General features: G+C 70.2%; 22 protein-coding genes. 8 read left to right on the top strand and 14 right to left on the bottom strand.

The window, feature by feature from the left end:
• Nucleotides 1-9 precede the first annotated feature (9 nt).
• From ABEA43_RS23240 to ABEA43_RS23230, 3 genes are all read right to left on the bottom strand, one after another.
• Complete coding sequence (locus ABEA43_RS23240; protein WP_345564790.1) at nt 10-1,479, bottom strand: WS/DGAT/MGAT family O-acyltransferase; 1,470 nt, start codon at nt 1,477-1,479, stop codon at nt 10-12.
• 93 nt (nt 1,480-1,572) lie between these two features.
• On the bottom strand, nt 1,573-2,502 hold the full coding sequence (locus ABEA43_RS23235; RefSeq protein ID WP_345564788.1) for an alpha/beta fold hydrolase: 930 nt from the start codon (nt 2,500-2,502) through the stop codon (nt 1,573-1,575).
• A gap of 29 nt (nt 2,503-2,531) precedes the next feature.
• Complete coding sequence (locus ABEA43_RS23230) at nt 2,532-3,248, bottom strand: universal stress protein (protein WP_345564786.1); 717 nt, start codon at nt 3,246-3,248, stop codon at nt 2,532-2,534.
• Between the two features lie 235 nt (nt 3,249-3,483).
• Between ABEA43_RS23230 and ABEA43_RS23225 the strand changes: the two genes are divergently transcribed.
• From ABEA43_RS23225 to ABEA43_RS23210, 4 genes are all read left to right on the top strand, one after another.
• Nucleotides 3,484-6,075, top strand: a complete 2,592-nt coding sequence (locus tag ABEA43_RS23225) for a bifunctional acetate--CoA ligase family protein/GNAT family N-acetyltransferase (RefSeq protein WP_345564784.1) — start codon at nt 3,484-3,486, stop codon at nt 6,073-6,075.
• Between the two features lie 112 nt (nt 6,076-6,187).
• A complete protein-coding gene (locus ABEA43_RS23220; protein WP_345564782.1) occupies nt 6,188-6,868 on the top strand; it encodes a CBS domain-containing protein in 681 nt (226 codons plus the stop codon).
• Nucleotides 6,853-7,479, top strand: coding sequence for a CBS domain-containing protein (locus tag ABEA43_RS23215; RefSeq protein WP_345564780.1), 627 nt, complete (start codon nt 6,853-6,855; stop codon nt 7,477-7,479). Before ABEA43_RS23220 ends, ABEA43_RS23215 begins: the two co-directional genes overlap by 16 nt.
• Complete coding sequence (locus ABEA43_RS23210) at nt 7,476-8,168, top strand: CBS domain-containing protein (protein WP_345564778.1); 693 nt, start codon at nt 7,476-7,478, stop codon at nt 8,166-8,168. Before ABEA43_RS23215 ends, ABEA43_RS23210 begins: the two co-directional genes overlap by 4 nt.
• A gap of 247 nt (nt 8,169-8,415) precedes the next feature.
• Here the strand turns inward: ABEA43_RS23210 and ABEA43_RS23205 are convergent, their stop codons facing one another.
• Nucleotides 8,416-9,327 carry a sigma-70 family RNA polymerase sigma factor gene (locus tag ABEA43_RS23205; protein WP_345564777.1) on the bottom strand — a complete coding sequence of 304 codons (912 nt, stop codon included), beginning with the start codon at nt 9,325-9,327 and terminating at the stop codon, nt 8,416-8,418.
• Between the two features lie 234 nt (nt 9,328-9,561).
• Here ABEA43_RS23205 and ABEA43_RS23200 point away from each other — a divergent pair, with 234 nt between their 5' ends.
• Complete coding sequence (locus ABEA43_RS23200; RefSeq protein ID WP_345564776.1) at nt 9,562-10,203, top strand: response regulator transcription factor; 642 nt, start codon at nt 9,562-9,564, stop codon at nt 10,201-10,203.
• Nucleotides 10,204-10,284: 81 nt separating this feature from the next.
• Here the strand turns inward: ABEA43_RS23200 and ABEA43_RS23195 are convergent, their stop codons facing one another.
• The 3 genes from ABEA43_RS23195 to gap form a co-directional block, all read right to left on the bottom strand.
• Nucleotides 10,285-10,941, bottom strand: a complete 657-nt coding sequence (locus ABEA43_RS23195; protein WP_345564774.1) for a CBS domain-containing protein — start codon at nt 10,939-10,941, stop codon at nt 10,285-10,287.
• 174 nt (nt 10,942-11,115) lie between these two features.
• Nucleotides 11,116-11,733, bottom strand: coding sequence for a hypothetical protein (locus ABEA43_RS23190; RefSeq protein WP_345564773.1), 618 nt, complete (start codon nt 11,731-11,733; stop codon nt 11,116-11,118).
• A gap of 98 nt (nt 11,734-11,831) precedes the next feature.
• Nucleotides 11,832-12,827 (bottom strand): type I glyceraldehyde-3-phosphate dehydrogenase, encoded by a 996-nt coding sequence (gap, locus tag ABEA43_RS23185; protein WP_345564771.1) that lies wholly within the window; start codon nt 12,825-12,827, stop codon nt 11,832-11,834.
• A gap of 197 nt (nt 12,828-13,024) precedes the next feature.
• Here gap and ABEA43_RS23180 point away from each other — a divergent pair, with 197 nt between their 5' ends.
• Nucleotides 13,025-13,687, top strand: coding sequence for a hypothetical protein (locus ABEA43_RS23180; RefSeq protein ID WP_345564769.1), 663 nt, complete (start codon nt 13,025-13,027; stop codon nt 13,685-13,687).
• A 126-nt stretch (nt 13,688-13,813) separates the two neighbouring features.
• Here ABEA43_RS23180 and ABEA43_RS23175 read toward each other — a convergent pair whose 3' ends face one another.
• The gene (locus tag ABEA43_RS23175) at nt 13,814-14,656 is read right to left on the bottom strand and encodes a universal stress protein (RefSeq protein ID WP_345564767.1); all 843 of its coding nucleotides are present in this window, start codon (nt 14,654-14,656) and stop codon (nt 13,814-13,816) included.
• A 125-nt stretch (nt 14,657-14,781) separates the two neighbouring features.
• On the opposite strand from ABEA43_RS23175, the gene ABEA43_RS23170 reads away from it, so the two are divergent.
• Both ABEA43_RS23170 and ABEA43_RS23165 read left to right on the top strand, forming a co-directional pair.
• Nucleotides 14,782-15,531 (top strand): HAD family hydrolase, encoded by a 750-nt coding sequence (locus ABEA43_RS23170; protein WP_345564765.1) that lies wholly within the window; start codon nt 14,782-14,784, stop codon nt 15,529-15,531.
• The gene (locus ABEA43_RS23165; RefSeq protein WP_345564763.1) at nt 15,528-17,798 is read left to right on the top strand and encodes a glycoside hydrolase family 65 protein; all 2,271 of its coding nucleotides are present in this window, start codon (nt 15,528-15,530) and stop codon (nt 17,796-17,798) included. The genes ABEA43_RS23170 and ABEA43_RS23165 overlap by 4 nt, the downstream gene beginning before the upstream one ends.
• 56 nt (nt 17,799-17,854) lie before the next feature.
• On the opposite strand, the gene ABEA43_RS23160 is transcribed toward ABEA43_RS23165, so the two are convergent.
• From ABEA43_RS23160 to ABEA43_RS23135, 6 genes are all read right to left on the bottom strand, one after another.
• Nucleotides 17,855-18,718 (bottom strand): universal stress protein, encoded by an 864-nt coding sequence (locus tag ABEA43_RS23160; RefSeq protein WP_345564761.1) that lies wholly within the window; start codon nt 18,716-18,718, stop codon nt 17,855-17,857.
• A gap of 37 nt (nt 18,719-18,755) precedes the next feature.
• Nucleotides 18,756-20,351 (bottom strand): ABC transporter permease, encoded by a 1,596-nt coding sequence (locus ABEA43_RS23155; protein WP_345564759.1) that lies wholly within the window; start codon nt 20,349-20,351, stop codon nt 18,756-18,758.
• On the bottom strand, nt 20,348-21,262 hold the full coding sequence (locus ABEA43_RS23150; RefSeq protein WP_345564757.1) for an ABC transporter ATP-binding protein: 915 nt from the start codon (nt 21,260-21,262) through the stop codon (nt 20,348-20,350). Before ABEA43_RS23150 ends, ABEA43_RS23155 begins: the two co-directional genes overlap by 4 nt.
• A gap of 46 nt (nt 21,263-21,308) precedes the next feature.
• Nucleotides 21,309-22,259, bottom strand: a complete 951-nt coding sequence (locus tag ABEA43_RS23145; RefSeq protein WP_345564755.1) for a universal stress protein — start codon at nt 22,257-22,259, stop codon at nt 21,309-21,311.
• A 155-nt stretch (nt 22,260-22,414) separates the two neighbouring features.
• Nucleotides 22,415-23,254, bottom strand: a complete 840-nt coding sequence (locus tag ABEA43_RS23140) for a universal stress protein (protein WP_345564753.1) — start codon at nt 23,252-23,254, stop codon at nt 22,415-22,417.
• 42 nt (nt 23,255-23,296) lie between these two features.
• Nucleotides 23,297-24,139, bottom strand: a complete 843-nt coding sequence (locus tag ABEA43_RS23135; protein WP_345564751.1) for a universal stress protein — start codon at nt 24,137-24,139, stop codon at nt 23,297-23,299.
• Nucleotides 24,140-24,350: the final 211 nt, after the last annotated feature.

The following is a 24,350-nucleotide window of genomic DNA, read 5'->3' as shown; positions in this document are numbered from 1 at the left end:
CTCCTTCGCTCAGACCGGGTGCAGCTCGGTCCGCTTCGCCTTCGCCCTGGCCGGGGAACGCTTCGCCGTCTTCCGCGGCTGAGTCCGCGAGGGGCGGTAGGCGCGGCGCAGCTCCCAGAGTTCGCTCTCGATGCTGCGGGCGAGCTGCGCGACCTCCGGCGCGCCGGCGTGGTCACCGGTGACGCCGAATGTCACCTGGTCGCAGTAGCTGAAGATGGACACGCCGGTGCGCAGCCGGCTGGCGATGGGGACGTAGGGCAGGATCTCCAGTGCCCGCCGGCCGAGCAGGTACAGCGGCCGGGGCGGGCCGGGGACGTTCGTGGTGACGGTGACGATCTGCCGCTGCGGGACGTGCGCGGCCAGCCGCATCCCCCAGGACACGGGCGGGTACGGCTCGTGCCCGGCCAGGGTGGTGATCGCCGCGCCGGCCTGCGCCTCTCCGCTCGCTTTCAGCTCGGTCAGGTGCTCGTGCACGGCGCGCAGCCGCTCGGCCGGGTCGGCCACGTGGACGGGCAGGAAGGCCAGCATCAACGAGATACGGTTCTCGAGGACGCCTTCCTCGCCCTGGGCGCGGACCGAGACGGGGACGAGCGAGCGGACGGCGTACGGTCCCGCTTCCTCGCCGCGCTGCAGGAGCAGGGACCGGTAGGCGCCGCTGATCGCGGCCAGCACCACGTCGTTGAACGTCACACCCGCCCGGTGCGCCACCTCCTTGACGTCGCTCAACGACGCGCGGGCGGCGGCGTACCGCCGGTACTCGCCGATCGAGCCCGTCAGCGTGGAGGGAGTCGTCGGCCGCAGCCCGCCGGTCAAGGCCAGGAGGCCGCGCGCGGCGGCCGCGACGCTCTGGGCGGTGGCGCGCGGCGCGGCCAGGGCCCGGCCGATCATGCGTGTCTGCTCGACGGGGTTGCGGAGCAGGTCGCGCAGGGCGTCGGCGGTGAGGCTGAGAGTGGACGGCTCGTCGTCCGGGGCCCACGCGTCCTCAGCCGGGTTCGCGGCGCCCTCGGGTGATTCGTCGAAGATCGCGTAGTAGAGCTGGGTGCCGGACACCCCGTCGACCATGCAATGGTGCACCTTGGACACCAGGGCCCAGCGGCCCTCGGCCAGCCCTTCGATCACCCAGTACTCCCAGAGCGGGCGGGCGCGGTCGAGCCGCTGCGACATGATGTCGCCGATCAGGTCGCACAGCGCCGCGTCGCCGCCCGGAGGCGCCAGCGCGACACGGCGGACGTGGTAGCCCAGCTCGAACCCGGGGTCGTCGACCCAGATGGGCGGCCCGAGGTCGAGTGGCACCTGCCGTGCCTTCTGCCGGTAGCGCGCCACCAGCGGGAGCCGGGCGCGGATCGCCGCGAGGAACTCCTCGTGGCTGGGCGGCGGTCCCTCCAGGACGGCCACCGACGAGATCGCCATCGACACTTCGGGCTGCTCGTCTTCGAGGTTCAGGAATGCCGCGTCGAGCGGGCTCATGCGATCGGCCATGTCTGTCGCCACCCTCTGTACATGCCGGTTCCCTTGAGCGTCGTCCTGCGCCGAGGGGACGGGCAGGGCAGAAAGTCCCGAGCAAGGGCCGCGTTATACCTCGCCCATGAGCGGATGTGTGGCGGCCTCGGCGGCGGTCCCCTGGATGCCGAGCCAGTGCAGGATCGCCGCGGCCGTCTCCCGCGGCGCCTCCAGCTGGGGGATGTGGCCCACGCCGGGCATGACGATGAGCTGCCACGACGGGTGCCGCTTGGCGAGCGCGCGGGAGGCCGAGACGGGGACCAGCCGGTCGCGCTCGCCATGGATGAGCAGAGCCGGGGCGGTGACCGATCTGCTCGCCCCCCGGTACGCGGATCCGGCCGCGGTCCGGACGACGGACCTGGCCGCCTGCAGGAAATCCGCTCCGGAGTGCTCCAGCCCGGCCCGGTGGCGGCTCAGGCGGACATGTGCGGCGACCAGGTCGGGTGGCACGCGCGACGGGTCCGCGCAACACAGCTTGAGCATCATGCCGACCGCGGTCTCGGCCGGCAGCGCCCGCCGCCGGGCCATGGCGACCGTACCCAGCCATGGGGTGGTGTAGGCCGCGAAGACGGCGGCGACCACCGGGTCGGGCAGCGCGGGGCCGAACGGGGCCGCCGCGTCGAGCAGCACCAGGCCCGCCACCGCGTCGGGGTTCGATGCCGCTTCCAGCAGCGAGATCATGCCGCCCATCGAGTTGCCCATGAGAATGACCGGCCGACCGGCCACCTGCTCGACGAAGCGGCTCAGCAGCAGCCGGTTGGCCGCGACGGTGGCCCGCCTGTCGCGTGTGTCGGTCAGGCCGTGCCCGGCGAGGTCCGGTGCCAGCAGCCGGCATTCGCCGGTGAGCAGCGGCGCGACGGCCAGCCAGTTCAGCGCCGAGCCGCCGAGCCCGTGTACCGCGACCACGACGGGTCCGCTGGGCGGACCGCCGAAATCCAGGTAGTGGACGCGATCTCCGAGCTCGGCCCATCGGGAGGTCCCGTAGGACGGGTTCGCTGCCATGCCGTCGCCTCCTCGGATGCTGCCATACGTCATCTGTCCGACCGGCCTTCCGTCACCACCGCGACAGGGCAGGGTGCGTGCTGGAGCAGGAAGTTCGCCGCGCCGGCGCGTGCGGCACGCCTGCGGCCGACGACCACGAGAGTCGCGGCGTCGTGGTCGTCGCCCGGCAGGATCCGCACCTCCGGATGGCGTGCCGCCCATGCGGTCACGTCCTCGGTGGTGGCAAGGGGGACCTGGCGCATCGCCGCCTCATCGAGGGCGAACTCCATGATGGACGCGTCCGGCCCCTTTTCCGCGACGACGATCGGGCCCGGATTCGCCGAAGCGGGCAGCGGCCCAGCGCCGCGTACCACGATCACCGGGCATTCGGCATGCGCGGCGACGTATCCGGCCACCGAACCGACGACCGCCCTCGGCAACGCGCTCAGCCCCCGGGAGCCGACGACGACGAGCGCGGCCCCGCTGGAGAGCTCCACCAGGCGCTGGGCGGCGGGCCCCTCGTACAGATCGGTCTCGACCGGCACGCCTGAGCTCGTGGCGCGGGCGCATTCGGCCCCGTGCCACAGCACGTGCTCGGCGGCCTTGCGCAGATGTGCCTTGGCCTCCTCCTCCGCCTGACCGTACGGCCACTGCCAGGCGTGGGTGAGGGTAAGGGGCAGCTTCCTGAGCTCGGCCTCGTCGAGCGCCCAGTCCAGGGCCTGCACCGAGAAGTCGGATCCGTCGTAGCCGAGCACGATGTGGTTCATGGCGGTTGCCTCCAGTCAAGCGGCAGGCGATCCCGTGTCCAGCCGTCAGCGGCCTCGCCTGCGGCACGGTGCTCCTGCCCAGCCTCGCGCGGCCGGGGCCGATCCGGCAGGGACTTTAGGCACCTGGGCGCGGGCCGTCCGGCTCTGCCCGCCGGACCGCCCGCCCGACAGGCTCGGAGGTGGACGGCGCGTCACGACTGCGCCCGCGAGACAGGCCGTGAACGGGAGATTCAGCATGTTGGACGGATACGACGTACTGTTGCGCGACGGCGGCATCGCCCACGTGCGCCCGCTGCGCCCGGAAGACCGCCAGGCGCTGCACGAGCTGGTGGACCGCTCATCGGAACGCTCGGCCTACCTGCGCTTCTTCACCGGCGGCCGCAACACCGCGCACGCCTACATGGACCGGGTGACCGGTGCCAAATACCGCGGCCACGGGCTGGTGGCGAGCATGCGCGATCAGCTGGTCGCGGTCGCCGAGTACATCCCCATCGACGACGGCAGCGCCGATCTGGCCATCCTTCTCGACGATGCCGTACACGGCCATGGACTCGGCACCCTGCTGCTGGAGCACGTCGCCCTGGACGCGGCCGAGCACGGCGTGCGCGAACTGGTCGCCGACGTGCTGGCCGAGAACACGCCGATGATCCGGGTGCTGCACGATCTGGGCCTGGAGGTGACCCAGCATTTCGACGGCGGCACACTGCACATCAGCATCACCGCCGAGCCGACCCCCCGGCTGCGGGCGGTCATCAAGGCCCGCGACCACCAGGCCGAACGGGCCTCGCTGGCGCGCGTGCTCGCGCCGCGCTCGGTGGCGGTGATCGGCGCCGGCCGTAACGAGAGCGGCGTCGGTCACAAGGTGCTGCGCAACCTGCTCGACGGCGGCTTCCCCGGGCCGATCCACCCCGTCAACCCCAACGCCGAGGAGGTGGCCGGGCTGGCCTGCCGGGCCAAGGTTCCCGACGGCGTGGATCTGGCGGCCGTGGCCGTACCCGCCCGGCACGTGTTGCAGGTGGCTCGTGACTGCGCGCAAGCGGGAGTGGCCGGGCTGGTCGTGCTGACGTCGGGGTTCGCCGAGTCCGGGCAGCGCGACGGGGAGGCGGAGTTGCTGAAGATCTGCCGCACCGCCGGAATGCGCCTGGTAGGACCCAACTGCCTGGGCGTGGTCAACACCGCGGCCCGGCTCAACGCCAGCTTCCTGCCCCACCATCCCGTACGGGGCCGCATCGCGTTGATGTCGCAGTCAGGCGCCATAGGCGCCGCGCTGCTGGAGCGGCTGGACATCTCCTCGTTCGTCTCGGTCGGCAACAAGGCCGACGTCAGCGGCAACGACCTGCTGGACTACTGGGAGGACGACCCCGACACGGACGTGATCGCGCTGTATCTGGAGTCGTTCGGCAATCCCCGCAAGTTCGCCCGCATCGCCGCCCGCGTCGCGGCCAAGAAGCCGATCCTGCTGGTCAAGAGCGGCAGGAGCGACGCCGGCGACCGCGCGGTGCGCTCGCACACCGCCGCCGCGGCCACCCCCGACGTCGCGGTGGACGCGCTCACCCGGGCCGCCGGCGTCATCCGGCTCGACAGCGTGCACGACCTGATCGACACCGCCAAACTGCTATCGGCCCAGCCCCTCCCCCGGGGACGGCGGGTCGCCATCGTCGGCAACTCGGGCGGCCCCCAGGCCATGGCCGCCGACGCCTGCGAGCAGCACGGCTTGATCGTCCCCGAGCTGCCGCCCGGCCTGCTGGACGCCCGGGCCGCCGCCGCGCTAGGCAACCCCGTCGACCTGACCGCGGACGCGAGCGCCGCCGAGATCGGCGCCGCGGTGTCGGCGCTCGTGGCCGCACCCGACGTGGACGTGATCCTCGTCGTGTACACCCCGCCGTTCGGCTCCGGGCTGGACGCGACCCGCCAGGCCATCGCCGAGGCGGCCAAGGGATCGGACAAGACCGTTCTGGCCTGCGTCGTCGGCCACGACGGCCTCATCGACGGCCGGGTGCCCAGTTACGCCTTTCCCGAGCAAGCCGTCGAAGCCCTCGCGCACGCCGTGCACTACGCCGAATGGCGCCGGCGACCCGCCGCTGCGGCCACGAGACCCGTGCCGGCGGACGCGGCGGGCGCACGGACGATCGTCGAGGAGGAGCTGGCCGCGTGCTCCGGCGGCGGCTGGCTCTCCCCCGACGCCACCACCCGGCTGCTGCGCTGCTACGGGGTGACGCCGGTGGAGTCGAGAGCGGCGGACGGGCCCGATTCCGCAGCCGAGGCGGCTGCGCACGTCGGCCTGCCGGTCGTGCTCAAAGCCGTCGGTCCCGTGCACAAGAGCGACGTCGGCGGCGTCCGGCTGGGTCTGCGGACCCAGGATGAGGTACGGGCGGCGTACCGGGAGATGCGGGCGCATATCGGCGACGAGATGACCGGCGCGGTCGTCCAGCGCATGCTTCCGGGCGGCGTCGAGATCATCGTCGGCGGCGTCAACTACCCGGCGTTCGGGCCGCTGGTCATGGTCGGCATGGGCGGGGTGCTGGCCGATCTGCTGGCCGACCGCGCCTTCCGGGTGCCACCCGTCGCCGACGCCCTGGACATGATCGGCGAGCTGCGCTGCGCCCCGCTGCTGCACGGGTACCGTGGCTCCCCGGCCGTGGACGTCGGCGCCCTGGCCGGCCAGCTCGAAGGCATCGGCAGGCTGCTCGGCGACCTGCCTCAGGTGGCCGAGCTCGATCTCAATCCGGTCATCGTCACACCGGACGGCGCGATCACCGTGGACGCCCGGATCAGGCTCGCCCCCTGCGAGCCGGCCCCCTCGCCGCTACGGCGACGTCTGCGCTGACCAACTACCACGACCACTAGGGACTTCCGGCCCTACACCCCGCTCCTGACCCGAGTTGTGATGGGAGTGACCGGACTTCGCCGCACAGGTGACAGAAAAGAGCTGAACCGCCATGCGCATGACCGTCGCGGACGTGATGACGACCAAGGTCGTCTCCGTCACCGCCGCCACCCCGTTCAAAGAGATCGCCGAGGCGCTCATCAACGGCGGCATCAGCGCCGTGCCAGTGCTGGCCGACGACGACCATGTGATCGGCATGGTGTCCGAGGCCGACCTGCTGCGCAAGGAGGAGTTCCGGGAGGAGTTCTACCGCGAGGGCTACCGGCCGCCGTTGCGCGCCCGGCTGCGCCACCCCAAGGGCCGGCAGAAGGCCGACGGCGACACCGCCGCCGACCTGATGACCAGCCCTGCCGTCATGATCTCCCCCGAAGCCTCCGCCGTCTCGGCCGCCCGCCTCATGGACGCCCACGACGTGAAGCGGCTCGCGGTCGTCGACCGCGACGGCCGTCTCCAGGGCATCGTCAGCCGCCGCGATCTGGTCAAGCTGTTCCTGCGCGGCGACGAGGACATCGCCGCCGAGATCCGCGACGACGTCCTCGACCGCGCGCTCTGGGTCGACACGCAGGGTGTCAACGTCACGGTGCACCAGGGTGTGGTCACTTTGTCCGGCTGGATGGAGCGCCGCACCGAGGCCGGCATCGCCGCCCGTATGACCAGCCGGGTCAACGGCGTGGTCGACGTCGTCGACAAGCTCACCTGGAAGGTCGACGACTCCGCATGGGAGGCCAAGTAGCGATGCTCGTCCGCGAGGTCATGAGCAGCCCGGCCATCACGGTCCGCCGCACCGACCCGGTGCGGCGGGCCATCCGGGTTCTGCACGACAACGACATCACCGCCGCCCCCGTCGTCGATGACGCGGGCCGTCTCGCCGGCGTGGTCAGCGAGCTGGACCTGCTGCGCGGCGAGTTCGAACCCGACCCGCGCGCCACCGTGCAGCCGGCCCGCTCCGCCCAGGAACCCCCGCCACGCCGCGTGATGGAGGTGATGACCAGCGACGTCGTCACAGTCAGCGAGACCACCGACGTCACCACCGCCATCGGCCTCATGGTGGGCAAGCGGATCAAGAGCCTGCCCGTCCTGCGCGGCCACGAGATCGTCGGCGTGATCAGCCGCCGTGACCTGATGGCGATGCTGGCCCGATCCGACGACGACCTGCGCCAGGCGGTCGCGGACGCCCTGCACGAGCAGTACCCCTTCGGCCCGAGCTGGGACGTCACCGTGCACAACGGCGTGGCCGAGCTGTCCGGGCCGCCCCACAAGTACGCCGACCACATCGCCGACGTGCTCGCCCGCACCGTGCCCGGCATCGTCCGGGTCAGACACCACATCAGGAGCTCACCATGAGAACCACCGTCGAGAACGTCATGACCACCGACGTGGCCGCCGTCAACAAGGACGCCTCCTTCCACACCGTGGCCGAGCTGCTCATCAAGGAGGGCGTCAGCGGGCTGCCCGTGCTCGACGACGACAACCGCGTGCTGGGCGTCGTCTCCGAGGCCGACCTGCTGGCCAAGGAGGAGTTCAAGGAGCGCTACTACGGTGACGACTACCGGCCGCCGCTGCGCGCCCGCATCCGCCACACCGCCGGCAGCGAGGGCAGCGGCTACCGCAAGTCACTCGGCGAGACCGCCGGCGCGCTGATGACCTCGCCCGCCCACCTCACCACCGCCGACGCGCCGGTCGTGTCGGCCGCGCGGCTGATGGACCGGCACGGCGTCAAGCGCCTGCCCGTGGTGGACGCCGAGGGCCGGCTGATCGGCATCGTCAGCCGCCGCGACCTGATCAAGGTCTTCCTGCGTTCCGACAAGGACATCGAGCAGCAGGTACGCGAGGCCGTGCGAGCCGGCACCGCCGGCCTCGACGTCACGGTGACCGACGGCGTCGTCACCCTGTCCGGGACGCTGGCCGAGCACAGCCATGCCATCACCGCCGTCCGTCTGGCCGAGAACATCGACGGCGTCGTCGCCGTCTACGACACCATCGCCTGGAAGCACGACGACATCGTCGATCTGCCCGTATGGGGCGGCGCATGACCTGGGGCCCGCCGTCCTGGACTCGTCGGGCCCGCTGATCGACGCGCCACGCCAACGTGGGCCAGCCGATCAGCGGGCACGAACACCCGCGATGGCGTCGACGACGCACATACACCGTGCCCTCGACATGACCGACTGCGGAGGCAATGACGCGCAAAACGATCCGCGTGGGTGTCATGGCCGAAGGCGAGGGGCGTGATCCCTCGGGACTTTCGCTCCGGTCGCAAAAGGTGAGAATTCTGGCCGGTCAGGATGCCCAGGCCAGCAGCGCCTGCTGGGATCCGTGCCGCCTTAGCCATGCCAGCGACTCCTTCTCCAGCTGGCGCACCCAGCAGGGCGTCAACCCGAGCAGGTCGGCGATCTGCCGCGGTGTGTGCTCATCGTGGCCGTCCAGGCCGAACCGCAACCGCATGATCAGTGCTTGGCGCGGCGCCAGTCCGTCGAGAAGTGCGGCGAGCGTCCTCTTCAGGGCTTCGAGCTCCACGAGGTGTACGGCCGACGGGCTGTCGGCATCCACGACCAGGTCGCCGAGCGTCGCCAGATGGCGGCCCACGACCGTGTCGAGGCTGACACACTCCTGCGGCAGGCGTCGCAGGTCGGTGAGCCTGGCCGGCTGCTGCCCTGTCTCCTCGGCCAGCTCCCCATCAGTCGGCACACGGCCGAGCCGCTGCGTGAGCGCCAGGTCCGCGCGGGCCACCAGCGCCAGCCGCTCCAGCACACCGCTCGGCAGCCGGACCGTGCGCGCGTGTTCCAGCCCGCGCTGGATCGCCTTGCGAATCCACCAGGTGGCCACGGTGGAGAACCTGTTGCCCCGGGTGTGGTCGAATCGCTCGACGGCTTCGATCAGGCCCAGATTGCCGTCCTGAACCACATCCGCCAGCGACATCCCCCGGTAGGCGTACCGCCTGGCGATCGACACCACCAGCCGCAGGTTCGCCTCGATCATGTGCCGTCTGGCAGCCCGGCCGTCGGCGACCACGGTCTCAAGATCGGGCATGGCGGATCCTTCCGCCATCAGCCGGGCTGCGCGGGACCCGGCCTCCATCCGCTTGGCCAGCTGCGTTTCCTGATCCGCGTTCAGCAACGGGGTGCCGCCGATGCGTGCCAGGTAGTCGCCCACCTGAGCATGCCGGTCCAGCCCGGTCCGCGTGTCGGTCATCGTGGTCACTCCGTCCTGATCGGTCGACGTGACCCTCACTCTGACGCTCATGAGGGAGTCAGTGGTGGTGGCCAAGGTCCTCAATGAAGGTGACTTTCGGCCTGATACGTGACGATGACATCAGCGATTCGCGACCCCTTCCGGCTCACAACGGCAGGTGCAGGTGAGCAAGCCCCCGCCACTTGGGACTTTCGTCCCTTATGCAGGATGTGTGAGCCATATAGCGTCGGCAGCATGATTCGTGTGTTTCTCCTCGACGATCACGAGGTGGTACGGCGGGGTGTGGCCACTCTGCTGGACTCCGAGGACGACATCGAGGTGATCGGCGAGGCCGGCACCGCGGAGTCGGCGATCGCTCGCATCCCGGCGCTCAAGCCGGATGTGGCGGTGCTGGATGTTCGGCTGCCCGATGGCAGCGGCGTGGATGTGTGCCGTGAGGTGCGCTCGAAGCTGCCCGGGCTGGCGTGCCTGATGCTGACCTCCTTCTCCGACGACGACGCGTTGTTCGACGCGGTGATGGCGGGCGCGTCAGGGTACGTGCTCAAGCAGATCCACGGCTCGGACCTGGTAGGGGCCGTACGCACGGTCGCCTCGGGACAGTCGCTGCTGGACCCGCAGACCACCGCCTCGATGCTCCACCGGCTACGCGACCAGGCCACCAGGCGCGACCCGCTGGCCGCGCTGTCGGAGCAGGAACGCCACATCCTGGGTTTGATCGGCGAAGGGCTGACCAACCGGCAGATCGGCGAGCGGATGTTCCTGGCCGAGAAGACGGTCAAGAACTACGTGTCGAACCTGCTGGCCAAGCTCAGCATGCAACGCCGCACCCAGGCCGCGGCCCTGTCCGCCCGGCTGCAGGCTGATCGGCGCGATTGACTCTCCCAAAGGAGCCCGGAATTCGGCGCCCTGCACGGTTCCGTGCAGGGCGATCCGCTATGCCGTATCCACGAACGCCTCCTACATCAGCGGCGGGACGATGATGAGATCCTCCTTCTCGCAGGCCACCTCGGCCACCACATCGACGACGCCCTCGACGGCCCGGACAGCCTCCATGAGCGCGATGGTCTGGGATTTCCACTCGACCTTGCCGCTGATCTTCACCACGCCGGCGTCGATCTCGATGGAGAACGCGTGCGGCTCAGGGAGCACGGCTCTGACGTCCGCCTCCAATTCGGCGGCCGGGCGGCTGAAGACCCGCAGCACGTCTCGTTGGTGCAGGGTGCCGATGACCCGCCCGGTCATCACGTCGGTGACGGGCAGCTGCTTGATGCGCTTGGCGTGCATCACACGCGCCGCGTCACGCACGGAGGTGCCCGGAGTGACCGTGATCGCCGGTGAGGTCATCAGCTGGGCCGCCGTCACGGCCGCCGCTTTGCGGTGATCCTGTCGCTGCTGCCAGGATTCGAAGATCGAAATACTGTGCCTCACGGTGTCGGTCTCCTTGAGCAGCAGGTCGTCCTCCGACACCACGCCCACCGGCCGCCGGTCAGCGTCGATGACGGTGACGGAGCCGACGGCGTACCGCTTCATCGCGGCCATGATGTCGGCGAACGACGCCTCCTCCAGCACGGCGATAACCACCCGTCCCATGACGTCCTTGACTTCGATCGACATGATGTTCACCTCTCTTCCACCCCTCACGCTCCTCCACCGCGGCTCAGCACGACAGCGGCGAACGTCCCCCATGCGCAGGGCTTAAGGTCCCGGCTTCGCAGCGGCAGTCCCTCCAATCGCGGACGATCGCCACCGGGCAGCGGGCATTGCCCCAGCGTGAGGCGGCCACTCCCATCAGCTCTTCGCCTCCATGCGCCCGTGGGCCGGCCGGTGCGATTGACGCTCGGCTCGCCGCTTGATCCCTCGCAGCATCTTCCGCGTCATCACGAAACTGACCGCGGTGACGGGCTCGATCATCAGCGGCGCCCACCACCGGGTATAGGCGTACCGTTCCCGGACGATCAGCCGGGTCCTGCCGTCTGGCTCCGGCCTCAGCACAAAAGCCCAGGTGAAGCTGTACGGCGGGGTGATGTCACCCATCGGGACGGCTCCAAGCAGCACCAGCGCTCGCCCGGTCTCCACCGCCGCCACCCGCAATCCGACCTGGGGGGCCAGCCGGACCTCGTCTCCCACCGCGATGCCCTGCCAGTGGGCCATGATCCGGTGCGCGCTGTGGATGTCACAACCGATCAGGTTCTCCACCAGGTCGTAGCTGTAGAAGCCGCCCCGCCCTTGACCCAGCTGCGCGATCCACGGCCAGACCCGCTCGGCAGGCGTCTCGATGGTGATCGCGCGGGTGGCCACCAGATCGGGGCTGGCGAGCAGCTCATCGCCCGGCTGGAGCCCGCGGGCCTCCTCTTCGGTGCTGCCCCAGGCAAGCTGCCGGCCTCTGCCCCTCAGCCGATAGGCCAAGATTCCTACGGCCAGCAAGCCCGGCCACAGGTTCCGGACCTTGCATCGCCGTTCTTCCCACAACCGCTCCTCTCCTTCGCGGCTTGGCGCATCAGCGCTCATGGAGTGTCGCCGCCCATGCGCTGCGCCATCTCCACGACGCGGCTGGCGTAGCCCCACTCGTTGTCGTACCAGCCGAAGACCTTGACCAGCTCGCCGTTGGCCTGGGTGAGAGCCGAGTCGAACACGCAGGAGGCGGGGTCGCCGATGATGTCGCGGGAGACCAGCGGGTCGGTGCTGAAGCGCAGGATGCCGGCCAGGTCGTCCGCGGCCGCTTCGGCGAAGGCGCGGTTGACCTCCTCGGCGGTGACCGCGCGGGTGAGCTGGACACCGAGGTCGGTGATCGAGCCGTCCTCCACCGGCACCCTGATCGCCACGCCGTCCAGACGTCCTGCCAGCTCAGGCATGACCTGCCCGACCATGCGTGCGGCTCCGGTGGTGGTCGGCACGATGTTGACCGCGGCTGACCGGGCGCGGCGCGGGTCCTTGTGCGGTCCGTCCAGGAGCCGTTGGTCGCCGGTGTAGGCGTGGATCGTCGTCATCAAGCCTCTGACGAGGCCGAAGTTGCGGTGCAGCACCTTGATCATGGGGGCGACACAGTTCGTGGTGCACGACGCCAGCGAAACGATCTCGTGCCGCACCGCGTCATAGGCCGCGTCGTTGACGCCCGGGACGATCGTGACGTCGACGCTCTTGCCCGGCGCGGTGATCAGGACTTTGCGGGCTCCCGCCTTGAGGTGCCGCGCGGCGTCGTCGCGGGTGCGGAACCGTCCGGTCGCCTCGATGACCAGGTCCACGCCGTAACCACCCCAGTCGATGCTCTGAGGGTCGCTGTGGGCGCTGACCGGAATCGTCCCGCCGTCCACTTCGATCGCCGACGCCGACGCTGATACCGCGAAGGGGAAGACGCCGTAGGTCGAGTCGTGCTTGAGCAGGTGCGCCAGTGTGGCGGCGTCACTGATGTCGTTGATGGCGGCGATCTCGATGCCCGACGGCAGCGCGCGCCGCAGCACTGCCCTGCCGATCCGGCCGAATCCATTGATTCCTAGTCTCATTACCTCATCGTCGGCCCCTCGGGCGCGGGCGGTTAGAGGCCTCGGTACCCGGGCTTCGGGACTTCCGGCCCTTCGTACGCCGAAGTAGCCCGCGCTGCCGATTGCCTGCAAGAGGCGGAAGTCTTTCTGAGCGGGACCTTCGCCTCTGGATCCGCGTCGGCTCCGTTCCGCACGGTTGAGCGTGGAGAGGAGCAGTCATGCACTCGACGACGGCGACGGTTGTGGCCCGAGAACCGGCCAGGAACGCCACGAGGACCGTGGTCTCGACATTCGGTCTGCTGGCGGGTCTGGCGGGCATCGAGCACGGTGTCGGAGAGATACTTCAGGGCTCGGTCAAACCGGAAGGACCGGTCATCGAGTCGTGGCCGGACACGAAGGCATTCGAGATCCTTGGCGGTGAGCCCGCCTTGACGGTCATCCCGAACCTGCTGGTGACAGGGATAGCCGCCGTCATCGTCGCGGTCGCGCTCTTGGTCTGGTCTGTCAGGTTCGCCGACCGGCGGCACGGTGGTCTGGTGCTGATCCTGCTCTCGGTGCTCCTGCTCCTGGTCGGCGGAGGATTCGGCCCGCCGCTGATCGGGATCATCATCGGAATCGGCGCGACAAGGATGGGCGCTACTCCCCGTCGGCGTCCGGGGCGTGTCGCCCAGGCCGTAGGACGGGTCTGGCCGTGGGTCTTGGGAGCCGGGGTGCTCGGATACCTGTCTCTGCTGCCGGGCACCATCCTCTTCGGTCAGCTCCTGGGAGTGGACAACCCCGGGCTGGTGCCGGCCCTTTCCGCCTTCTCCTTCGCGGGACTCCTCCTGGCGCTGGGAGCCGCCCGGGCGGCCGATCGCATACGAGCCGGCTGCAGAGATTGAACTGCTGAGATCTGTTGGCACCAGTCAGCGAGGCGGTGAGCGCCCACGTCGGCAGGCTCGCGCTGCCGAACGCGGCCGGTGGCTCAGGTACCGAGGCCCTGAGCCACCGATGATCTTGGTTTCAGGTCAGGAGCGGACCACCGCGACCGGGCAGCGAGCGTGATGCAGGACGCCCTGGCTGACCGAGCCGAGGAACATCGCGCCCATGGCGCCGCGCCCGTGCGAGCCCACCACCAGCAGGTCCGCCCGATCGGAGGCGTTGGCGAGCAGCTCCACCGGATGGCCGGAAGGGGCGTCCACGACGACTGTCACCTCCGGGTGGTCCTTGCTCAGGGTCGTCACCCGATCACGCACGGCCTGATGCTGCGACTTGCGGACGTCGTCCATGTCCAAGGCCGCCTCCGGAACGAAGTCGTGCACCGGGAGCTGCCAGGCGTGCACGACCCTGAGCGTGGCGCCGCGCAGCCTCGCCTCTTCGAAGGCATAGGCGAGCGCCGGCTCGGACTCCGGCGAGTCGTCCGCCCCGATCACGACCTCGCCGTGCTCGGGCCGGTCTTCGCCGCGCACCACCACAACGGAGCAGCGGGCGTGCCCGGCCACATGGGCGCTCACCGAGCCGAGCACCATCCCGGCGAACCCGCCGCGCCCACGGCTGCCGACGACCAGTTCGGTGGCGTCCTCTGCCTGCTCACGCAGGACAGCGGCGGGCGCGCCCTCGGTCTCCTGCGTGGTGACCTCGACAGCGGGCCGGCGCTCGCGGGCAAGAGTCGCGGCCTCGCGCAGCATCCGCTGCCCTTCGCGCAGCAGCGTTTCCGACAGAGCGGCATCGGGACGCCTGCCGACCAGATACCAGGACGTGTCCATCGCGTGCACGATCCGCAGCGGCACGTGCCTGCGGAAGGCATCGTCGGCTGCCCACTCCACGGCGGCTCGCGAGGTCGCCGAGCCGTCCACTCCTACGATGATCATCGTGTCTCCCTTCGTCTCCACCCATGGGACCGTGCTCTGGCCTGTCCGATGCAGGGCCGGGGGTCATCGATGCAAGGGTCTAAGGGCCCTGTCTGCGGCGAAGGCGGGTGGGTACCGTCCTCAGTATGGCCGCTCTTGACCTGATGAGGCTGCGGGCCGTGGTCTTCGACACCGACGGCGTCGTCACCGACACGGCCCGGGTACACGCCGCCGCGTGGAAACACGTGTTCGACGGGTTCCTGCGCGGCCGGTCCACCCCGTTCGACATCCGCGACGACTACCTGCGCCACGTGGACGGCAGGCCGCGGCTCGACGGAGTGCGCACGTTCCTGGCCTCCCGCGGCATCACCCTGCCCGAGGGCGGTCCTGGCGACGAACCAGGCACGCCGACCGTGCACGGCCTCGGCATGGCCAAGGACGCGTTGTTCGTCGAGCAGATCGCCCAGCACGGGGTGGCTGCCTTCCCTTCGACCGTCGCCTTCCTGCACGAGCTGCGGCGGCGCGGCTGCCGTACCGCGGTGGTCTCGGCCAGCAGGCACTGCCGCGCGGTGGTCACCTCCGCGGGGCTGATGCGCCTGTTCGACACGGTGGTCGACGGCAACGACTCGGCCAGGCTCGGCCTGACCGGCAAACCTGACCCGGCGCTCTTCCTCGAAGCCGCCCAGCGTCTCAGGGTGGCCGCGGGCGACGCGGCGATCGTGGAGGACGCGCTCCCAGGCGTCGAGGCCGGGCACAGAGGGGCCTTCGGCCTGGTCGTCGGGGTGGATCGCAGTGGGACGCTGGAGGCGGCGATGCGCCGCGCCGGAGCGGACGTCGTCGTAGCGGACCTGGCCGAGCTGGCCGTGACCGGGCGGGTTGCCGTGAGGTCGCGATGAACCCGTGGCTGCTGGCTTACGAGGGGTTCGACCCGGCTTCGGAGGGGGTGCGCGAGGCGTTGTGCACGCTGGGCAACGGCCGGTTCGCCACCCGCGGCGCCACGCCCGACGGCCGGATTCGCACACCAGGCACCTACCAGGCAGGGTGCTACGACCGGCTGGCCTCGGAGGTGGCGGGCCGGACGGTCGTCAACGAGGACCTGGTCAACCTGCCGGACTGGCTGCCGCTGACCTTCGCCACACCCGGCTCCGGCTGGTTCGAGCCCGAACGGGCCGACCTGCTGAGCTACGCTCAGGAGCTCGACCTGCGGCACGGGGTACTGCTTCGGGAGCTGCGCTGGCGTGACGAGCAGGGCCGCGTCACGCGGGTGCGGCAACGCCGCCTGGTTTCCATGGCCGATCCCGTTCTCGCCGCTCTGGAGACGACCTTCACCGCGGAGAACTGGTCCGGTCCGCTCCGCGTCCGCGCCACCCTGGACGGGCGGGTGACCAACAGCGGCGTCGCACGGTACCGTGACCTGCGCGGCGACCACCTGAGCGACCATGCCACCGGTGTTCAGGACGAGCTGACCTGGCTGACCGCGACCACCCGCTCCTCCCGTATCGCCGTCGCGCTCGCGGCGCGCATTGACGCCCCCGCCCCCGACTCCAGCTCCAGCTCCGCGGAGCCCGACCGCATCGCCACAGAGCATGTGCTGAACGCCGTCGAGGGCGTGCCGGTTACCCTGACGAAGGTCGTCGCCCTGCTGACCTCGCGCGATGCCGCCATCCACGACCCGCTCTCGGCCGCCCTGCGGCGTGCTCGCCTGGCTCCCCGCTTCGACGACCTGCTGGACGCGCATGAGGCGGCGTGGCAGCGGCTGTGGGAGCGGGCCAGCCTGGACGTCGACGGTCCGGAGCTGTCGCAGATCGTCCATCTGCACGTCTTCCACCTGCTGCAGACGCTGTCCCCGCACACCGCCGACCTCGACGCCGGAGTGCCCGCCCGCGGCCTGCACGGCGAGGCGTATCGCGGGCACGTGTTCTGGGACGAGCTGTTCATCCTGCCGTGGCTGAACCTGCGTTTCCCGGAGATCTCCCTCGGCCTGCTGCGCTACCGATGGCGCCGCCTGCCCGAGGCCAGGGCCGCCGCCCGGGAGGCCGGGCTCGACGGCGCGATGTTCCCCTGGCAGAGCGGCAGCGACGGCCGCGAGGAAACTCAGGCCTACCATCTCAACCCCGACTCCGGCCGCTGGCTGCCCGACGTCTCCCACCTGCAGCGCCACGTCGGCCTGGCCATCGCCTACAACGTATGGCAGTACCGCCTGGCCACCGGCTCGATGCCGGCGTGGTGCACGGAGCTCCTGCTGGAGATCGCCAGGTTCTTCGCCTCGCTCGCCGTGCTCGACCCGGCCTCGGGCCGGTACGAGATCCACGGCGTCATGGGCCCCGACGAATACCACACCGCCTACCCCGGCGCCGGCTCCCCCGGCCTGGCCAACAACGCCTACACCAACATCATGACCGTATGGCTGCTGTCACGCGTGCTCGAGCTCGGCGAAGCCGGCCCGCAGGAGTCCGCTCGATGGGACGACATCACCCGGCGCATGCGGGTCGACTTCCACGACGACGTGATCAGCCAGTTCACCGGGTACGCGGACCTGACCGAGCTGAACTGGGACCGGTACAAGGGAGCGCGCCGGCTGGACCGCGTCCTCGAAGCCGGCGGCGACGACGTCAACCGCTACAAGGCCGCCAAACAGGCCGACACGCTCATGCTGTTCTACCTCCTCACCGCCGGCGAACTGCTGACGATCCTGGATCGGCTCGGCTACCCGGCCGGCCCCGACCTGATCCCGCGAACGATCGCCTACTACCTGGATCGCACCAGCCACGGCTCCACTCTCAGCGCCGTCGTCCACGCCTGGGTGCTCTCCCGGTCTGACCGGGCCCGCTCCTGGCAGTTCTTCGCCGAAGCATTGATCAGCGACGTCCATGACGTCCAGGGCGGCACCACCGCCGAGGGCATCCACCTCGGCGCCATGGCCGGCACTCTCGACATGCTGCAACGCTGCTACCTGGGCTTGGAGCCGAGATCCGACGGCCTGCACTTCAATCCGCTCTTGCCTGACCGGCTCAGCACGCTGTCTCTGCCGCTTCTCTTCCGCGGACTCCGGCTCACCATCGAGACAGACCGGGAAAGCACGCGCGTCAACGGCATCACCCTGCCGCAAGGCACCGGCCGGACCATCACCGAAGCAGAGATGATCCAGCCGGACGGTGGGTGATCTCGGACGCCGCGCAGCACGAACACGCTCGGTTCTGCGAGGAACCGAGCGCATCGTCACCGCGCTGCGTCAGGCGTGGGCAGGTCCTCGCTCCGGACCACGACCAGCGGGCAGGGCGCCTGATGCAGCAGCGCGTGGCTCACCGATCCGAGGACCATCCCGGTGAACGTCCCATGCCCGTGCGAGCCGACCACAAGCAGGTCGGCTCCGTCCGCGGCCTGCCGCAGCGCCTCGACGGGATGCCCATGCACGCACTCTTCGATCACGTCGACGTCGGAGTGCCGTCCGCGGTGTCCCGCCACTGCCTCTTTGAGCACATGCAGTTCGTTCTGCTCGCTGCCGGCATCCGCGGGTTCGAAACCTTCCAGCCACGGCCAGGCCCAGGCGTGTACGACACGCAGCCGCGCTCCGCGCAACTCCGCCTCGGCGAACGCGAAGTCCAGCACGGGGCGAGACCTTGCTGAGCCGTCCAAGCCCACCACCACCTCGCCGCGAGGCAGGGAGGGCAGCGAGCGCACCACGGCGACGTCACATGCGGCATGGCCGGCGACGCCGTAGGCCACCGACCCGACGAGCAGGCCACGCACGCCTCCGATCCCATGACTTCCGATGACCAGGAGCTCCGCCTCCTGCGATGCCCGGATCAGGGCGGTGCGTGGGTCGCCGGGCAGCGCGGCCGTCCGGACATCGACCTTGGGCTGTTCGCGGGCTGCCCGGCTCTCGCCGGCCGCGAGCACGGTCGCGCAGCCTGCGCGCATCCACTTGGCCACGTCGGCGTAGCGGCCGTCGCCGGCCTCCACCGCCCATCGGGGCATGGCATGGACCACGGTGAGCGGCACCTCCCGAAGTGCCGCTTCGCGTGCCGCCCAGCCGACCGCCTCAAGCCCGGCCTGCGATCCGTCGACACCGACGATGATCATGATGGTTCACCTTTCTCCGTAGTGGTCTCATTCCGGATCAGCTGATGTCGCGCCGGCGGAACCCGGCCAGCCCTGCGATCGCGAGGAGCGCGGCGAGGCCAGCCAGAAGGGCGAGCGGCATCGGCTCGAACGCCCCGCCGGGAAGCCTGGGAACGTGCGCGAACGGGGACAGGTCGATGACCCATTCTTTGAGCTGGAACAGCGGCCCCAGCTCGCCGATCAGGAAGAACCCCGTCAGGGCCACCCACCCGGCCGCGATCAGCCGCGGCAACAGCCCGAACGCCGCCACGGTGATGCCGATGAGCACCCAGATCGCCGGCATATGGGCGAGCGCCGCGCCGAGCAGGCGACCGACCTGGGCCATGTCACCCGTCTGAGCGCCATGCGCCAGGCCGGCGGCGGTGCCCATGACCGCCATGAGCAACGTCGAGCCCAGGATCGCGATCACCAGGTGACTTCCTGCCCACCGCGTCCGGCTCGTCGGCGTGGCCAGAATCGGCTCGGCCAGCAGGTGCGTCTCCTCTGCGCGCATGCGCATCACGGCCTGTATGCCGTACACGGAGGCCATCGTGGCGACGAGCGCCAGCTCCGCGGTGACGAACGCGTCGATGAGCCCCTTCTCGCCGCCCAATGCGATGATCATGTCGCGAGCTTGCGGGCTGTCGAAGAAGGAGCCGACACTGGAGGCCAGGTTGCCGAACACCAGGCCCAGCAGCACGAATCCGATCAGCCATCCGGACAGCAATCCCCGGTGCAGCCGCCAGGCGAGCGCAAGTGGTCCGCTCAGGCCGGGCACGGCCGCCGCCCTCCCGGGCCGGTCGGGGATCAGCCCGGCACCGGTGTCGCGGCGGGCGGCCAGGACGTACGCGCCGGCCGTCACGACTACGGAGAAAGCGATCATGATCGACGCGACCCACCAGCGGTTGCCGGCGAAAGGCCGTAGCTGCTGGCTCCAGCCGATGGGCGACAGCCAGGTCAGCCACTGAGGACCCGTCTGGCCGGCGGTGTCTCCGATGGCGCGCAGCACGTAGACGGCACCGAGCACGGCCACGGCCGTGCGGATGGCGGTCCGGGCGCTCGCGGTGAGCTGGGCGACGAGGGCGGCCACGGCCGCGAACGCCGCCCCGATCCCGCCCAGTGCCAGCCCGAAGGCGAAAGAGCCGTCGGCCGGCAGCCCGGCGGCGATGAGTCCGAGCCCGGTGACCACCGCCAGGACGAGGCTGGCGCCGAAGGCAAGCAGCAGCGCCGCGGTCAGCGGTGCGCTCCGGCCTACCGTCGCCGCCCCGAGCAGCTCCTGCCGTCCGCTCGCCTCCTCCGCGCGGGTGTGCCGCACGACGGTGAAGATGGCCAGCACCGCCACCAGGGCGGCGCCGAACCCGCTCATCTTCACCAGCGCGAGCGCGCCGATCGAGGCGGGGTCGTAGATCCGGCCGTACAGCGCGACCATCGACTGCGCGCCGTTGATCGTCTCGGCCGCCTGGACCCGGGAGGCGAGCGAGGGGTAGAGCGGGATCGTCGCCGCAGCCGAGCCCACGGCCATCAAGACGAACACCGCGATCCAGGCGGGCAGCACGATCCGGTCGCGGCGGACGGCGAGCCGCACCAGGACACCGGTGCCGGTCAGGGCGTTCATCTCGGCACAGCCTCGGCGTGCTCCGCGGGCGCCGGGTCACCGTAGTGGCGCAGGAACAGCTCCTCGAGTGTCGGCGGCCTGCTGAGCAGGCTGCGCACTCCGGCGGCGCTGAGCCGCTTGAGGACCTCGTCCAGGTGGATCGTGTCGACTTGGCAGCTCACCTTTGTGCCGTCGGCCCGTAGATCATGCACTCCTGTCACATCTGCGAGGTCGGCCGGGACGACCAGGTCCGCCGTGATGGAGGTGCGGGTGAGGTGACGTAGATCGGCCAGGGTCCCGCTCTCCACCATCCTGCCGTTGCGGATGATCGTGACGCGGTCGCAGACCGCCTCGACCTCGCCGAGAATGTGACTGGACAGCAGCACCGTACGGCCCTTGGCCCGCTCCTCGATGACGCACTCGCGGAACGTGGCCTCCATCAGCGGGTCCATGCCGAGCGTGGGTTCGTCCAGCAGGAGCAGCTCGGCGTCCGAGGCCAGCGCGGCGACCAGGGCGACCTTCTGCCGGTTGCCGGTCGAGTAAGCGCGGCCCTTCTTGGTGGGATCCAGGCCGAACCGCTCGATCAGGGCCGCCCGCCGCCCGGGGTCGATGCCGCCGCGTAACCGTCCGAGCAGGTCGATGACCTCGCCGCCGGACAGGTTCGGCCACAGCACCACGTCTCCAGGCACGTAGGCCAGCCGGCGATGGAGGTCGACGGCGTCGTGCCACGGGTCCCCGCCGAGAAGTTCGGCATGCCCGGCATCAGCACGCAGCAGCCCGAGCAGAACACGCAGCGTCGTGGTCTTTCCCGCGCCGTTGGGGCCGAGGAAGCCGTGCACCTCTCCTGTGGCGACCTCCAGGTTCAGGCCATCGAGCGCCCGTGTCCGGCCGAAGGACTTGACCAGGCCGGACACGGAAATCGCGGTATCCATGAAGCGCACGCTACGACCGGCTCACGGCACCGGTTAGGGCCATTGGTCACACGTTCAGCACCTGGCCCTCGCCGCGGGTCACATGGGACAGCACCTCGGCGCCCGGGGACAAAACCGTGGGGAAGGTGGTCGATCGCCCATGCTCGGCCCGTCCGCTCCCTGCGGCGTGCACCACGGCGACCGGGCACGGCGCATGGTGCAGCATGGCCTGGCTCACCGAGCCGAGCAGCAACCCTCTGACCTCCCCCAGGCCACGGGCGCCGACCACCAGCAGGCGCGCCTTCCGCGCCGCCTCCAGCAGCGCGGGCCGCGCGGGCTCGTCGACGAGTTCGACCTCGGCCTGGAGCCCGGGATACCTGCGCTGCCAGGAGATGAGCTCCCGCCAGGCGAGTCCCTGCGCCTCGACGCGGGGCTCCTGCATGCCTGCCTCTCTGCCCCGCTCCCGGTAGGCGATCAATGCTTTTAGCGGTGCGGCCAGGCGGTGTGCCTCCCTGGCGGCGAAACCCAGCGCGGTCACGGATGGCGGTGAACCGTCGAAGCCGGCCACCACCTCGCGGGCGTCGCCTTCATCTGGGCGCCCGCACATGACGATCACCGGACAGGCGGCATGCGCCGCCACATGAGCACTCACAGAGCCCGCGACCAATCCCCCGAGCCCTCCGTAACCACGGGTGCCGACCACGATCAGCTCCGCGTCCCCGGACAGATCGGTCAAGATCTCGGCCGGCTGCCCTCGGTCGGTGAGTGTGTTGAGCGGCACTTCGGGATGGTGGCGCACAACCCATGCGGCTGCGTCCTTGACCAGCCGCTGTGCCGGGCGGCGTGCCAGATCGAGCGGCACCAGCTCGCCGGGCCACTCATGGTAGGGCCATTCCCACGCGCGGCACACTGTCAGTGGCACCTTTCTGACGGCCGCTTCGGCAGCGCCCCACCATAGGGCCTCCTGCGCCGACGGCGACGTGTCGTAGCCGACCACCACACCCAGCTGGTCCTTCATGATCGTCTCCACTAGGATGCTGTACCTTCATGGTCGTCCGGGCGGGCGCCACTGCTCAGAGCCGTCCTGCTCGTTTCTCTGGGACTTTCGTCCTCGGAAAGACCGAAAGAGCGCGCAACCGGGCCGGCGACATCTAACAGCTGTGGGACAAACACCTAAGAGCGGATCACCGCAACGGGGCAGCGCGCGTGATGGAGCACCCCTCTGCTCACCGACCCGAGAAGCAGCGAGCCGAGTGCGCCGCGCCCGTGGGAGCCTACGATGAGCAGGTCGCACGCTGTGCCGGTGAGGGCATCGACCGGGTGTGCGTTCTGGACGTCCTCGATGAGCTTCACCTCGGGATACCTCGCTCGCCACGCCGCGGTTCGCCTGCTGACGACCTCGCGCTGGGCGGCCCGGACCTCGTCCAGGTCGTAGGAGATCTCGGGGGCGAAGGCGTGCACGGGCACCTGCCATGCGTGAATCAGGCGCAGGGCCGCCCCTCGCATCCTGGCCTGCTCGAAGGCGTAGCCGATGGCCGGCTCGCAGGTGTCGGAGTCATCGACGCCGACCCCGATCTCACCGACCTTCTCCCGCCGTTCCTCCCGCACCACGACCACCGGGCAGCCGACCTGCCGGGCCACTTCCATCGTGACCGATCCGAGGAGCACTCCGGCGAACCCGCCCAGCCCTCGATTGCCGACGACCAGCTCGTTCGCCTCCTGCTCTTGCAGAACAGCCGCGGGCGCGCCCTCGACCAACCGGGTGCTCACCTCCACAGCCGGCTGCCGGGCTCGCGCGGCCGCCTCGGCGGCGTCCAGCACCCTGCCCGCAGCCTTCCGCAGGAGGTCCTCCTGATCCGGAACCGGAAATCTGGCGATGTCGTACGGCCGTCGATCCAAGGCATGAACGATCCGCAGTTCGCCGCCCATGCGAAGCGCGTCGTCGGCGGCCCACTCGACCGCCGCGATGCTGGGAGCCGAACCGTCCACCCCCGCGATGATCAGACCGGCCATGATGTCCCCCCTAGTCCGGTTCCTCGGAACGGCCCCATCCGGTCACCCGGTCTCACCACGTGGCCGTACCACCGCCACCGGGCATGCCACATGGTGCAGCACCCCGTGGCTGACCGAGCCGAGCACCGCCGAGGCGAACCCGCCCAAGCCTCGCGAGCCGACCACGACGAGGTCCGCCGTGGCCGCGGCCTCCTTGAGCGCGGCCACGGGATGGCCGCGCACCTGGTCATCGTTGATCAGGACGTCGGGATTCGCCTCTCGCCAGGTGGCCACCCGTTCGCGTGCGGTGCCTGCCTCCTCTTCGAAGGAGTCCGCCAGCAGCGGGCTGTAGGCCGGCCACGCCGGCGTGAGCATCGGCGTTCGCCAGGCGAAGAGCACGAGCAAACGAGCGCGGCGGGCGCGAGCCTGTTCGATGGCGTACGCCATCGCCTGCTGCGAGCATTCGGAACCGTCGTCGCCGACCACGATCTGATCGTTCTCGGAGCCGACGGGGCCTCGGACGATCACCACGGGCCCGGCGGCATGCCCGGCAACGGCCAGGCTCACCGACCCGAGCACCAAGCCGGCGAACCCGCCCGTCCCTCTGCTGCCCAGCACCAGGCTCTCGGCAGACACCGACTCGCCGATCAGCGACTCGATCACGTTGCCCGTCAGCATCTCGGTGCCGACGTCCACGTCCCCGCCGATATCGCGGGCCCTGTCAGCGGCGGCCTCCAGCGCACCGGCACAGTACTTCGACCGGTCCATGCCGTGCGACCACTGCTCGCACACGTGCACGAGTCTCAGCGGCAATCCCCTGCGCCTGGCGTCGGCGGCGGCCCACTCCACCGCCCACGTCGATGATGCGGAACTGTCTATTCCGACCACGATCCGTGCACGCATCATCTCGCTCCCTCACCGCCAATCCCCCAAGCTTCCCCTTCCCAGGAAAGGGACATAAAGCCACAATTAGCTACAAATTTCCGGAACGCTATTCCGGATCAGCACCCGGCCACCCGCAACGCCTGCTTCCGAAGGCCGCGCTGGTCAGAGCGGATATCTACCCCGGTACCGGGTAGCCGCCATTACCGCAGCTACGGACATCTCAATCGAACCC

Source organism: Nonomuraea rosea (assembly GCF_039539705.1).
GTDB lineage: Bacteria > Actinomycetota > Actinomycetes > Streptosporangiales > Streptosporangiaceae > Nonomuraea > Nonomuraea rosea.
The sequence above is the reverse complement of the archived record's forward strand: the minus strand, read 5'-3'. Positions and strand labels throughout refer to the sequence as shown.

Coding starts and splice junctions, on each gene's coding strand:
- ABEA43_RS23240 (WP_345564790.1), bottom strand. CDS start 1,479: ATGGCCGATCGCATGAGCCCGCTCGACGCGGCATTCCTGAACCTCGAA.
- ABEA43_RS23235 (WP_345564788.1), bottom strand. CDS start 2,502: ATGGCAGCGAACCCGTCCTACGGGACCTCCCGATGGGCCGAGCTCGGA.
- ABEA43_RS23230 (WP_345564786.1), bottom strand. CDS start 3,248: ATGAACCACATCGTGCTCGGCTACGACGGATCCGACTTCTCGGTGCAG.
- ABEA43_RS23225 (WP_345564784.1), top strand. CDS start 3,484: ATGTTGGACGGATACGACGTACTGTTGCGCGACGGCGGCATCGCCCAC.
- ABEA43_RS23220 (WP_345564782.1), top strand. CDS start 6,188: ATGCGCATGACCGTCGCGGACGTGATGACGACCAAGGTCGTCTCCGTC.
- ABEA43_RS23215 (WP_345564780.1), top strand. CDS start 6,853: ATGGGAGGCCAAGTAGCGATGCTCGTCCGCGAGGTCATGAGCAGCCCG.
- ABEA43_RS23210 (WP_345564778.1), top strand. CDS start 7,476: ATGAGAACCACCGTCGAGAACGTCATGACCACCGACGTGGCCGCCGTC.
- ABEA43_RS23205 (WP_345564777.1), bottom strand. CDS start 9,327: ATGACCGACACGCGGACCGGGCTGGACCGGCATGCTCAGGTGGGCGAC.
- ABEA43_RS23200 (WP_345564776.1), top strand. CDS start 9,562: ATGATTCGTGTGTTTCTCCTCGACGATCACGAGGTGGTACGGCGGGGT.
- ABEA43_RS23195 (WP_345564774.1), bottom strand. CDS start 10,941: ATGTCGATCGAAGTCAAGGACGTCATGGGACGGGTGGTTATCGCCGTG.
- gap (WP_345564771.1), bottom strand. CDS start 12,827: ATGAGACTAGGAATCAATGGATTCGGCCGGATCGGCAGGGCAGTGCTG.
- ABEA43_RS23180 (WP_345564769.1), top strand. CDS start 13,025: ATGCACTCGACGACGGCGACGGTTGTGGCCCGAGAACCGGCCAGGAAC.
- ABEA43_RS23175 (WP_345564767.1), bottom strand. CDS start 14,656: ATGATCATCGTAGGAGTGGACGGCTCGGCGACCTCGCGAGCCGCCGTG.
- ABEA43_RS23170 (WP_345564765.1), top strand. CDS start 14,782: ATGGCCGCTCTTGACCTGATGAGGCTGCGGGCCGTGGTCTTCGACACC.
- ABEA43_RS23165 (WP_345564763.1), top strand. CDS start 15,528: ATGAACCCGTGGCTGCTGGCTTACGAGGGGTTCGACCCGGCTTCGGAG.
- ABEA43_RS23160 (WP_345564761.1), bottom strand. CDS start 18,718: ATGATCATCGTCGGTGTCGACGGATCGCAGGCCGGGCTTGAGGCGGTC.
- ABEA43_RS23155 (WP_345564759.1), bottom strand. CDS start 20,351: ATGAACGCCCTGACCGGCACCGGTGTCCTGGTGCGGCTCGCCGTCCGC.
- ABEA43_RS23150 (WP_345564757.1), bottom strand. CDS start 21,262: ATGGATACCGCGATTTCCGTGTCCGGCCTGGTCAAGTCCTTCGGCCGG.
- ABEA43_RS23145 (WP_345564755.1), bottom strand. CDS start 22,259: ATGAAGGACCAGCTGGGTGTGGTGGTCGGCTACGACACGTCGCCGTCG.
- ABEA43_RS23140 (WP_345564753.1), bottom strand. CDS start 23,254: ATGGCCGGTCTGATCATCGCGGGGGTGGACGGTTCGGCTCCCAGCATC.
- ABEA43_RS23135 (WP_345564751.1), bottom strand. CDS start 24,139: ATGATGCGTGCACGGATCGTGGTCGGAATAGACAGTTCCGCATCATCG.